This is a genomic window from Nonomuraea sp. NPDC001684 (assembly GCF_053596515.1).
Genome location: NZ_JBSFGJ010000334.1, coordinates 1 through 10,338, shown reverse-complemented (window position 1 = coordinate 10,338; position 10,338 = coordinate 1). Strand labels below are relative to the sequence as shown.

The following is a 10,338-nucleotide window of genomic DNA, read 5'->3' as shown; positions in this document are numbered from 1 at the left end:
CGGCCGCTGGTACCGGACGGGCGACCTGGCCGCCGCGAACGCCCGCGGCGAGCTGGAGTTCCAGGGGCGGATGGACGACGGCCAGCTCCAGGTGCGCGGCGTACGCGTCGAGGCCGCCGAGATCGAGGCCGCGTTGCTACGCCATCCGCGCGTCCGCCAGGCGGCCGTCGCCACCGTCGGCGACACGCGTGCCCTCGGCGCGCTCGTCGTGGTGTCCGGGCCCTGCCCCACCGTGGGGGAACTGCGGCGCTTCATGTCGGCGGAACTGCCGGAGAGCGCCATCCCCACCCGGGTCGTGCCCGGCCCGAGGATCCCGTTGACGCCCAACGGCAAGATCGACCGGCCCGGCGTGCGGCGCCGGCTGGCACAGGAGCAGAAGAGGAGCGGGCGATGACCATCCCCCTGACCGGCATGGTGGAGATCTGGCGTGAGGTCCTCATGGTGGACGACGTCGGCCCCCGATCCGACTTCTTCGACCTCGGCGGTCACTCGCTGGCGGCCACCCGCATCGTCCAGCGGGTCGAGGAGGTGTGCGGCGTCCGTCTTCCGGTGTCCGCCGTCCAGGACCATCCGACACCCGAGGCCCTGACCGCCCTCGTCGCCGGCCCGCGGGGCACGGGCCGGGGGTAGGGATGCGGGCGGGCAGGGCCCGGTCCCGGGCCCTGCCCGCAGTGTCAGCCGGCCGACACCGCTCGCCAGAAGTACCCCATGACGTCACGCATCACGTCGCTGAGGCGCAGCGCCTCATCCGGATCGTCGCCGGCGTCGAGCCCGGCCTGGATGAAGGCGACGGCCGACGCGCTCAGCCCCTCCGGCTCACTGCCGTAGAAGGCCACCGCCTCCTCGGGCGCGCCGCTGCCGGAGCTGCGCAACCAGGCGCCCAGCTCGTCGGAGGTGGAGAAGTACGAGCGGACGTCCACCAGCGAGGCGGCGCCCAGACCGGCCCGGTTCGCGTTGAGCGCGAGCCAGCTCAGGTAGGAGCCGTAGGCGTAGGCGGTGAAGCCCTCCGCCCGGCCGTCGGCTCCGGTGCGCGGTTCGATGGGCAGGACGCGCGCGCAGTCCAGGAGTTTCGTCCGGGCGCGCGACGCCATTTCCTGCAGGCGCAGGCAGTACACGTCCTCCGGTTTGCCGGTGAACCTGGACGCGGCCAGCGCGTAGGCGGCGAGTTCGGTGCGGTTCAGCCGCACCTCGAATTCCAGCAGCCGCCGCAGATCCGCCGGCGTGAACCGGTCCGCGCGCAATTTCGCGGCGATCGGATTGTCGATCGGGTTTTCCGCCGTCCGCCGGTCGATCTCCTGCACGAGGGAGACGGCGTCGAGCCTGCGATCGGTCTTCATATCGGTTTCTCCTTGTCTGGGCCGGCTATTTGGTGGATCGATTGAGAATGGCCAGCATTTGCCTTTCCAGCGCGGGCGATGGGGACAGCCCGATCTCTTTCGCGAAGGACACGCGGGCGAGCTGGTAGATCCCCAGCGCGTCGGCGGGACGGCCCGCGCGATGCAGCGCGACCATCAGCTGTGAATAGAGCCGTTCTTCGAGGGGGTTCTGCAGCACCAGCGCCTCCAGCTGGGGGATGATCTCGACGTGCCGGCCCAGGTCGAGGTTGATCTCTATGAGGCTGGCGGTGGTCAGCATCCGCCGGCTCTCCAGGAGCTGCGCGGCCTGGTCCCTGATCGGGCCGCGCGGCACGTCCTGCAGCGCCGGGCCGCGCCACAGCGCCAGCGCCTCGCGGAGGAGGGCGACGGCCTTGTCCGGCTCGGCCGACTTCAGGGTGTTCGCCGCCGCGTCGAGCTTTTCGAAGCGCACGGCGTCGATCGCGTCGGCCGGAACCTGGAGACAATATCCGGGATAGCGGGTCTGCAGGGATATTTGCATTCCGCGCTGTTCCCGCCAGCGCATGATGGACATCCGCAACCGGGACGCGTGCGCGTGAAGCGCGTTCGCCGCCTGCCTGGGCGGGTCGTCCCGCCACAACTCGGCGACCAGGTCCTCGACCGGGACGACGTCGCCGTGCCGGAGCAGCAACGCGGCGAACAACGAGCGTTTTTTCGGGCCGGCTATCTGAATCCGGTCTTCATCGACCCTGACTTCCAATGGGCCCAGAATGTCAAATGAGATCATCATCGCCCGCATCGATTGTGCCGCGCCCGGCAACTGTAAATGTTAACTTATCCACGGGAACCGCGCGGAGAATGTGTTTCCCGGGATGCTGCTGTGCTTTGATGCAGGTAGCCGGTTTCGCGCAGCCATCCGATATAGAGGTCGAGCAGTCCGGCGTCCACGGGCGGGCAGGCGGCCGGCACGTCCGGGGCCGCCTCGGCCAGGTTCGTGAGATCCGGCTCGGGCAGGGCGCCGGCGAGCTGCCGGGCCGCCACTGAGCCGTCCACGGCCTGCTCGCCGGTGAGCAGAGTGAGGTACCCGGCCAGCGGCGCGGCCGGGTCGGCGGCGCAGAGACGTTCCATCTCCCGCACCCAGTCGTCCCTGGAAGTGACCCGGACGGGGTAGCCCTGCCGGCGCAGCCGCTCGACCAGCAGGGGCAGTGCGGCGGGGCGCGGGTTCGCCAGATGGTAGACGCGGCCGCGCGCGGGCACCCCGGCCAGCAGCGCCACGACGGCCTCGGCCACGTAGTCCACGGGGACGAAGTCCAGGCGGAGCGGCACGTCCGGCGCGAGCCCGGTCTCGGCGATCGCCTTGATCACGGCGGCCATCATGGTGCCGGTGTTCCACACGCCCCGGTCCCGGCTGCCGGTGATCTCGTACGGCCGGTAGAGGGCGACCGGCAACCCACGCCCCGCGGCCTCGGCCAGCAGTGCCTCGGCCACCCATTTGGTCTCCGCGTACCCCTGCCGCAGCCGTTCCGGACGCGGCAGCGGATCGTCCTCGCGCACCCGCCCGCCGGCGGGCGGCCCGTCCGCGGCGGCGAGCACGTCCACCGTGGACACGTGGTGGAAGGGGCGCGCGCGCCCGCCGTGGGCGGCCAGGCGGACGAGCGAGCGCACGCCGCCGACGTTGACGTCCTGGAGGCGGGAGTAGGGATAGACGAAGTTCACCCTGGCGGCGGCGTTCAGGACGACGTCCGTGCGGCCGGCGAGCCCGTCCAGCTCCGCCGCCGTCAGCCCCAGGCCGGGCCGGGCTAGGTCGCCGGGCACCGCGGTCACCCTCGTGTCGAGGTCCGCCGTCGGCAGGCCGTACCTGCGCAGGGCCGCGCCGATCCGGCGGATCCCGTCCTCGCCGTCCGCCGCCCGCACGAGGCACGACAGGCGCAGGTCCGTGACGTCGAGCAGCCGCCGGACCAGGAAGGCGCCCAGGAACCCGGTCGCGCCGGTGACCAGGATCTCCCGAGGGGGCGCCGGGTCCGCCGGGCCGAAGCGGAGGCCGGGGTCGAGCCGGGCCTCCCGGGCGAGGTCCACGGCCCGCTCGCTCTCCATGCCGTCGTCCGCGCCCCTGCGCAGGGCGGCGATCCGGGTGGCGAACGCCTCCAGCGACGTGGAGTCCAGCAGCGCGCGCACCAGCGCGGGGCCGGGGAGGCCGCCCATCCCGGGGCGGGCGCGCAGCGCGGTGACGATCTGGACGGCCTGCAACGACGTGCCGCCGAGCTCGTAGAAGTCGTCGGCGCGGGACTCCACCGGCGTCCCGAGGACGGCCGCCCACACGTCGGCCGCGCACCGCTCGACCTCGCCCCGCGGCGGGTCGGCGGGCCCGGCCGGCGGCTGGTCGCCGGCCCCGGCCAGGGCGCGCGTGTCCACCTTGCCGCTGCTGTTCAGCGGCAGCTCGTCGGCGACCGCCACCCGGCCGGGGACCATGAACGCGGGCAGCCGGTCCCGCAGGAACGCCCGCACCCGCAGCGCGAAGGACCGCCGGTCCTCCGCCCGCCGCGGCACCGCCCATGCCACCAGCGCCCGGTCGCCCCGCCCGGACTCCCGTACGGCCACGGCGGCCTCGCGCACCTCTGGATGGGCCGCCAGCTCCGACTCGACCTCGCCGATCTCCACCCGGTAACCGCTGACCTTGACCTGCCGGTCCAGCCGGCCCAAAAAGTCCAGCACGCCGTCCGGCCGCCAGGCCGCCCGGTCGCCGGTCCGGTACATGCGCGCGTCCCCGCCGAGGAACGGGTCAGGCAGGAAACGTTCGGCCGTGCGCTCCTCGTCGCCCACGTAGCCGAGCGCCACGCCGTCGCCGCCGACGTACAGCTCCCCCTCCTCCTCGGGCTCGCAGGGATTGCCGTCCTCGCGCAGCACGTAGCAGGTGGAGTTGGCGATCGGCCGTCCGATGGGCACGCGTTCGGCGTCCAGCGGCAGCCCGGTCACCTCGTGGGCGGTGGAGAACGTGCCGTTCTCCGTGGGGCCGTAGCCGTTGACCAGGTGCTCGGGCGGGCCGGCGGCCAGGACGCCGCGCACGCAGTCGGGGTTCAGCACGTCCCCGCCCGCCACCAGGTAGCGCAGCGAGGAGAACATGCCGGGGTCGGCGAAGCCGAGCTGGTGGAACAGGCCCGCGCTGAGCCACAGCACGGTCGCGCCGCGCTCGCGCAGCTCGCGGGCCAGGTCCGGCGGCGACAACAACGCCTCGGGCTCGGGCACGACCAGGTGGGAGCCGTTCAGGTGCGCCCCGAAGATCTCGAAGCAGGACACGTCGAACGTCGGGTTCGTGGTGGCCAGGACGACGTCGTCGGGGCCGAACGCGGCGCAGTCGGTGCCCGTCGCCAGCCGGACGGGCCCGCGATGCGGTTCGGCGACCGCTTTCGGGACGCCGGTGGATCCGGAGGTGAAGATGACGTAGGCCGGATCGGTCGCCGCGGCCACCTTCGGCGGCAGCGGTCCGGCCTCGGGCACCGGCCCGTCCAGCAGCAGCACGTGCCGCGCGTCCGGCAACGGACGCCGGTGGGCGCGCGTCACGACGTGCTCGACGCCCAGCCGCCGGGTCAGCTCGCGCAGCCGGGCCGCCGGGTCCTCGGGGTTGAGCGGGACGTACGCGCCGCCCGCCTTGAGCACGGCCCAGATCCCCACGACGGCCTCGGCCGAGCGTTCCACGGGCAGGGCCACCGGCGTCCCGGCCCGCACGCCCTGCCGCCGCAGCACCCTGGCCAGCGCGTCCGCGCGGCCGGCCAGCTCCCGGTAGGTCAGCGTCCGGCCGCCGCCGGTCAGCGCGGGCGCGTCCGGGGTCCGGGCGGCCTGGGCGTCGAACAGCTCGGGCAGCACCGCGTCGCGCGGGTAGGGCCGCGCGGTGTCGTTCCATTCCTTCAGGCTCATGTGGGGTCCTCTCCAGCTCAGCCGGTGTGCGCGGCTGCCTTCCAGAAGCTGCCGATGTGCTCCTCCAGCTGCCGGGCGCGGGTGATCGCGGTGGCCTGGTCCTCGCCGTTGCGCAGGCCGTGCTCGACGACCTCCAGCGCCCGTCGTTCCAGCTCGTCGGACTGGCCGCCCTCGTAGTAGTCGACGAACTCCTGCGGCACGTCCAGCCCCTGCTTGCGCACCGCGTCGAGCAGGGCCTGGCAGCCGGGGAAGTAGACCGTCATGTCCGTGTGGAGGGCCAGCGCGTTGTCGGCCTGGCCGCCGTGCAGCGCCAGCCACGAGACGCAGCCGTTGAACGCCTGCGCGTCGGGCCCGGACGGCCACCGCCCCGCCGCGTCCGGGTCCATGCCCAGCGGGCCGACGCAGGCCAGCAGCTTGGGGTGCGCGTCGTACACCAGGCGGGCGACGTCCAGGTAGAGGCCGACGACGGGGCTGTCGGAGAAGCGGGCGATCACGGTTCCGTACGCGGCCAGCTCGGCGGTGTGGCACTGCAGCTCGATCCCGACGAGCCGGCGCAGGTGCTCCAGGGTGAGCCCGCCGACCTCGGCCAGGTCCAGCAGGCGGTTGCCGACCGGAGAGCGGTCGCGCAGCCGTTGGAGCTCGGTGACGGCGGAGGTTGCCAAGGCGAGCTCTGCGGTGGCGGTCATGGTGAAGCCTTTCTCTTGTGCGAACCTGTCTGCGTTCCCCGAGGCCGTGACAAGGGCCTGACGCGGGCCTGACATCCGGCTGCCGTGCCGCGCGGCCCTAACTGAGCAGCGTGCGGACGATCAGCTCGGCGGCGAGGTCCTGCCCGCCGGCCTGGCGCAGGCGCGCCATCGTCCCCTGGAGCTGCGCGCCGTCCTCGCAGGCCACCTGCACGGTCAGGTCGAAGTCGCCGACGACCACGTGCGCGCCGACCACGCCGCTGATCTCGCGCAGCCTTCGCTCGTAGTCGCGTGTCGTCACCCCGGGGGCCAGGCGGACGTGCACGTCCGCCCTCATGCCGGGCTCCTGCCGTGGCGTCCGGGCCGTCCCCTCACGTGCGGGCCGCCGCCGTCCAGAGCAGGGCCATGTACCTGTCGCACAGCCGGGCCGCGCGCAGGGCCTCGCCGGGGTCGTCGCCCCGGGCCAGGCCGTCGTCCACGACCGCCGCGGCGTCCTCGGTCAGCAGGGGGTCGGGGCTGTTGCCGTAGTAGGCCGTGAACTCCCCGGGCACCGTCACGCCGTGCTCGTCCAGCAGCCGCACCAGCTCGACGGCGCCGCCGTAGTAGACGCCGTCCGGGGCCGAGTACAACGACAGGGCCATGGCCGCCTGGCTGCCGTGCAGTGCCAGCCAGGAGACGTACCCGCAGAAGGCGTGCGCGGCCAGGTCGTCGCCGAGGTCCGGCGGCTCGCCCAGGCGCTCGGCCACGACGGCGAGCGCGGCACGCGCCTCGTCCACCAGCCCGGCCACCTTGAGCAGGAAACCGGCGGCCGGCGGGTGCGGGAACTGGGTGAGCAGCTCGCCGTAGGCCACGAGCTCGGCATGGTGGTAGGCGCGCTCGATCGCGACGAGGCGGCGCAGGTGGCCGACGGTGACCCGGCCGTCGGCCGCCAGGGCGAGCAGCGGGTTGGGCGGCGGCGACTGCGCCCGGGCCCGCGCCAGCTCCTTGATCAGCGTCTCGGCGGTCATTCCGCAGCGCCTTCCGCCGGGTTTCTGAGGCCGCCCTTGTCGAGGAACTCGTGCGCCTGGGTCATCGTGGCCTGGCCGCTGTGGAAGAGGTTGTTGACCAGGGCGTGCCGGGCGCCGCCTGTCGTGAGCCCCTCGTACAGGTGCTCGACGGCGCCGGCGCCGCCGGAGGCGATGACCGGGACGCCCACCGCCGAGGCGATGGCCGGGGTCATCTCCAGGTCGTAGCCGTTGCCGGTGCCCTCCTGGTCGAGGCTGTTGGCCAGCAGGCGGCCGGCGCCCAGGTCGGCCAGCATCTTCGCCCAGACGACGGCGTCCAGGTCGGTCTCCTGCTCGCCGCCGCGGATGGCGACGTTCCAGCGGCCGTCGCCGGCGCGGGCGACGTTCATCACGCCCACCACGCGGCCGGATCCGTGCCGCTGCACGAGCGTGTGCAGGACCGAGGGGTGCTCCACCGAGGTGGTGCTCAGGCCGACCGCCGCCGCGCCCGCCGCCAGCAGGGCCTCGGCCGCCTCGATCGAGGGCATGTAGCCGTTGTCCACGGTGACCCAGAACGTGCCGCCCGTCCCGCTCAGCGCCTGGATCAGGGGCAGGAACGTCTCGTGCTCCGTCCATGGCTCCTGCACGTCCACGAAGATCGGCCCGGCGCCGTCGCGCAGGTAGACCGAGGCGATCTCGACGGCGTCACCGGGATCGGCCAGACCGGGGATGCCCGAGGGGGGCGTCGCCCTGCCGCCGGCCACGTCGATGCACGGGATGATGAGGTCGTTCATGATGTCCTTTCTCATTCGGATCGGGGGTCGCCGACCGGCCCCGGGGCGGGGACGTCCGGTCGTCGTTCGGTGAGCAGCACCTTTCCCTCGCCGCCGGTCCGGGCGCTGTGCCGCACCGCCGCCCTGACCTCGGGCAGCGCGTACCGGCCGGCCACGTCCACGCCGGGCCAACCGTCGGCGACGTCCGCGACCACCTCCTCGGTGAGGCGGGCGCGGTCGTGCGGCTCCAGCGCGGCGAGCCGTTCGGGCAGCCAGAACCCGCGCACGGTGAGGGAGGAGAAGATGACCTGGCGGGACGGCAGCGGGATCGGCTCGCCGGACAGCGCCCCGAACACGACCAGCCGGCCACCGGGACGCAGGCAGTCCAGCAGGCCCCGGCCCACCTGGCCGCCGACCGAGTCGATCGCGGCGGCCGCCCCGCCCGACGTGACGGCCAGCACCCGGTCCACCCACGGGCCGGCGGAGACGTCGATCACCTCGTCGGCCCCCAGCAGGCGCAGCGGCGTCACCTGTTCCGGCCGCCTGACCAGGTGCAGGCACCGGATCCGGCGTCTGGCCGCGTAGGCCAGGACCATCCGGCAGACGGCCGACGCGCCCGCCGACAGCAGCAGCCACCCCCCGTGCGGCACGTCGAGCTGGTCCACCAGCAGGCGCGCCGCGAACGGGTTCACCGTGAGCTGGCAGGCGACCTCGTCGGGCATGGCGTCCGGGACCGGGATCAGCTCGGCGGGCGCGGCGCTGACGTAGTCCTGCCAGGTGCCGGTGGCGGCCACGGCGACCCGCGCGCCCTCGCGGTACGTGCCCGCCCGGTCGGCCCGCTCCACCACGCCCACGCCCTCGAAGCCCGCCGACGAGGGGAACGTCGCCTCTCGTCCGTACTCTCCTCGCACGTACATGAGGTCGGAGGGGTTGATCGGCCGGGTGGTCATCCGTACGAGCAGGTCGTCCGGCCCTTTGACGGGGACGGGCACGTCGTCCACGGACAGGACGGCGGCGGGGTCACCGTGACGACGGAACCGCACGGCGCGCATGACATACCTCCTTGCCTCGGTCGGATTCGTCTCGGTCGGACTTGTCTCGGTGGGACTCGCCTCGCTCAGACGGACAGGAGCTGCGCCAGGCGCGGCGAGCGCGGCGCGAGCCTGCGGGCGACGGCGACCGCCGACCGCACGGCCGACTCCTGGCTGGAGACCCACGTGGTGTACTGGCCGGCGAGGTGCAGCCCGCCCCGTCCCTGCAGCGCGTCGAGGCGGCGCTGCGCCCGGACGGCCGCGGGCGTGATGAGCAGATGCCGGTAGTCCTCCCGCAGGATCACCTGCCTCGGCAGGCGGTCGCGGTGGGTGAGCTGGCTCTTGAAGACCTCGACGCCCCTGGACGGGCCGAACCAGTCGGTGCTCTCGCTCCAGCCGTCGTGCACCTCGAACGCGCTGGTCGACCAGTGGGCGCGGCTCTCCGGCAGGTACGCGGGATCCAGGTGCAGCGCGTACGTCGTGTCCACCGGCTCGAAGCCGGCCAGGACGTCACGGACCTCCTGGGTGCCCGCCAGCGGCCCGAGCAGCCGCACCGCCTCCCACGGCGGCACCGCGAGGACCAGCTCGTCCACGACGTGCCGCTCGCCGGCGGTGTCGAGGAGCTCGTAGCGCCCGTCCGCGCGGCGGACCTGCCGCACCCCGGCCGCGGTCCTGATCCTGGCGGCGGGGGCCCGCGCGGCCAGGGCCCAGGCCGTGCTCTCCAGCCCCGGGAGGAGCTGCTGCCATCTCGGCTCGCCCGCGGTGTTGACGTAGAAGGCGACGGCGGCGCGGGCCGAGAGGGTCTTGGCCTGTTCGAGGCTGCAGCAGAACAGGAAGGCCGGGCGGGCGTACAGCACGTCCCGTTTGATCTCCTGGCTCACCGGCAGGGGCTCGACCAGGTCGGCCAGCGGTCGTTCCCAGCTGACGTCCTCCTTGTCCCATTCGGTGGCCCGCTGGAGGAAGGCCCCGACCGCCTGCCAGGCCGCCCCGAGCCGCTCGTCCCGGGGCCAGGACGGCTCCGGGGTGTGCGGGCTGACCAGCAGCGGCTCCCGGCGTCCCGCCTTCAGGACGGTGAGCGAGGCCGGCAGGTCCACGAACTGCTCGTCGCCGTACCCCAGCAGCTCCAGCAGCCTGCGATGTGTGGGGAACAGGTCCGGCGAGATGTCCTGGGCGCCGAGGTCGAGTGTCGCCTCGCCGCCGTCGGCGCGGACGCGGACCGACCGCATCGTGCCGCCGACGCGGTCGCGGGATTCGAGCACCACGGTCTCGCAACTGTCGGCCAGGAGCCAGGCCAGGGTGAGCCCCGACAGACCGGCTCCGACGATTCCGACGCGCATGTCATTTCACCTTGAGAAAGTTAGAGGGGACGTGCTCCGGTAGCGCGCCATTACCCGTCGCCCTGGTGATCGCACGGCGACTTCCGGGGAAATCGCGAGGCGTACGGCTGATGTCAGCGCGAATTCAGGGCCATGTCAGGAATGCGTGGCAGCGAATTGTCCGGCAATGCCTGCGCGATGAAGGAGGAATTCTTATGAACGGGCCGTCGAACAGGGCTCCTGTGGTGGTCGGCGCCGACGTGTCCGCGCCTTCGTCCGTCGCCCTGGAATGGGCGGCGGAGGACT

Annotated in this window: 11 protein-coding genes; 2 read left to right on the top strand and 9 right to left on the bottom strand. The window is 73.3% G+C overall.

Annotated elements, in window-relative coordinates; genetic code table 11:
• The coding region (locus tag ACWCSD_RS38240; RefSeq protein ID WP_449922244.1) for an AMP-binding enzyme at positions 1–394 on the top strand (394 nt) is incomplete at its 5' end.
• Positions 391–630: an acyl carrier protein gene (locus ACWCSD_RS38235; RefSeq protein WP_357988788.1), complete on the top strand. Its 240-nt coding sequence runs from the start codon at positions 391–393 to the stop codon at positions 628–630. The genes ACWCSD_RS38240 and ACWCSD_RS38235, both read left to right, overlap by 4 nt.
• A gap of 44 nt (positions 631–674) precedes the next feature.
• Here ACWCSD_RS38235 and ACWCSD_RS38230 read toward each other — a convergent pair whose 3' ends face one another.
• The 9 genes from ACWCSD_RS38230 to ACWCSD_RS38190 form a co-directional block, all read right to left on the bottom strand.
• Positions 675–1,337: a hypothetical protein gene (locus tag ACWCSD_RS38230; protein WP_397159765.1), complete on the bottom strand. Its 663-nt coding sequence runs from the start codon at positions 1,335–1,337 to the stop codon at positions 675–677.
• A 25-nt stretch (positions 1,338–1,362) separates the two neighbouring features.
• Positions 1,363–2,154: an AfsR/SARP family transcriptional regulator gene (locus ACWCSD_RS38225; protein WP_449922241.1), complete on the bottom strand. Its 792-nt coding sequence runs from the start codon at positions 2,152–2,154 to the stop codon at positions 1,363–1,365.
• Positions 2,155–2,168: 14 nt separating this feature from the next.
• Positions 2,169–5,246, bottom strand: a complete 3,078-nt coding sequence (locus ACWCSD_RS38220; RefSeq protein WP_449922239.1) for an amino acid adenylation domain-containing protein — start codon at positions 5,244–5,246, stop codon at positions 2,169–2,171.
• A gap of 17 nt (positions 5,247–5,263) precedes the next feature.
• Positions 5,264–5,932 (bottom strand): hypothetical protein, encoded by a 669-nt coding sequence (locus ACWCSD_RS38215; protein WP_449922237.1) that lies wholly within the window; start codon positions 5,930–5,932, stop codon positions 5,264–5,266.
• Positions 5,933–6,029: 97 nt separating this feature from the next.
• A complete protein-coding gene (locus ACWCSD_RS38210; protein ID WP_449922235.1) occupies positions 6,030–6,266 on the bottom strand; it encodes an Lrp/AsnC ligand binding domain-containing protein in 237 nt (78 codons plus the stop codon).
• Positions 6,267–6,300: 34 nt separating this feature from the next.
• Positions 6,301–6,936 carry a hypothetical protein gene (locus tag ACWCSD_RS38205; RefSeq protein ID WP_352324698.1) on the bottom strand — a complete coding sequence of 212 codons (636 nt, stop codon included), beginning with the start codon at positions 6,934–6,936 and terminating at the stop codon, positions 6,301–6,303.
• Positions 6,933–7,706 (bottom strand): HisA/HisF-related TIM barrel protein, encoded by a 774-nt coding sequence (locus tag ACWCSD_RS38200; RefSeq protein WP_387676165.1) that lies wholly within the window; start codon positions 7,704–7,706, stop codon positions 6,933–6,935. The genes ACWCSD_RS38205 and ACWCSD_RS38200 overlap by 4 nt, the downstream gene beginning before the upstream one ends.
• 11 nt (positions 7,707–7,717) lie before the next feature.
• Positions 7,718–8,737: a zinc-dependent alcohol dehydrogenase family protein gene (locus tag ACWCSD_RS38195; RefSeq protein ID WP_449922232.1), complete on the bottom strand. Its 1,020-nt coding sequence runs from the start codon at positions 8,735–8,737 to the stop codon at positions 7,718–7,720.
• A 65-nt stretch (positions 8,738–8,802) separates the two neighbouring features.
• Positions 8,803–10,053, bottom strand: a complete 1,251-nt coding sequence (locus tag ACWCSD_RS38190; protein WP_397159754.1) for an FAD-dependent oxidoreductase — start codon at positions 10,051–10,053, stop codon at positions 8,803–8,805.
• Positions 10,054–10,338 lie beyond the last annotated feature (285 nt).

Bases quoted from the DNA above. Each gene is read 5' to 3' on its own strand.
- ACWCSD_RS38235 (WP_357988788.1), top strand. From the start codon at position 391: ATGACCATCCCCCTGACCGGCATGGTGGAGATCTGGCGTGAGGTCCTC.
- ACWCSD_RS38230 (WP_397159765.1), bottom strand. From the start codon at position 1,337: ATGAAGACCGATCGCAGGCTCGACGCCGTCTCCCTCGTGCAGGAGATC.
- ACWCSD_RS38220 (WP_449922239.1), bottom strand. From the start codon at position 5,246: ATGAGCCTGAAGGAATGGAACGACACCGCGCGGCCCTACCCGCGCGAC.
- ACWCSD_RS38215 (WP_449922237.1), bottom strand. From the start codon at position 5,932: ATGACCGCCACCGCAGAGCTCGCCTTGGCAACCTCCGCCGTCACCGAG.
- ACWCSD_RS38210 (WP_449922235.1), bottom strand. From the start codon at position 6,266: ATGAGGGCGGACGTGCACGTCCGCCTGGCCCCCGGGGTGACGACACGC.
- ACWCSD_RS38205 (WP_352324698.1), bottom strand. From the start codon at position 6,936: ATGACCGCCGAGACGCTGATCAAGGAGCTGGCGCGGGCCCGGGCGCAG.
- ACWCSD_RS38200 (WP_387676165.1), bottom strand. From the start codon at position 7,706: ATGAACGACCTCATCATCCCGTGCATCGACGTGGCCGGCGGCAGGGCG.
- ACWCSD_RS38195 (WP_449922232.1), bottom strand. From the start codon at position 8,737: ATGCGCGCCGTGCGGTTCCGTCGTCACGGTGACCCCGCCGCCGTCCTG.
- ACWCSD_RS38190 (WP_397159754.1), bottom strand. From the start codon at position 10,053: ATGCGCGTCGGAATCGTCGGAGCCGGTCTGTCGGGGCTCACCCTGGCC.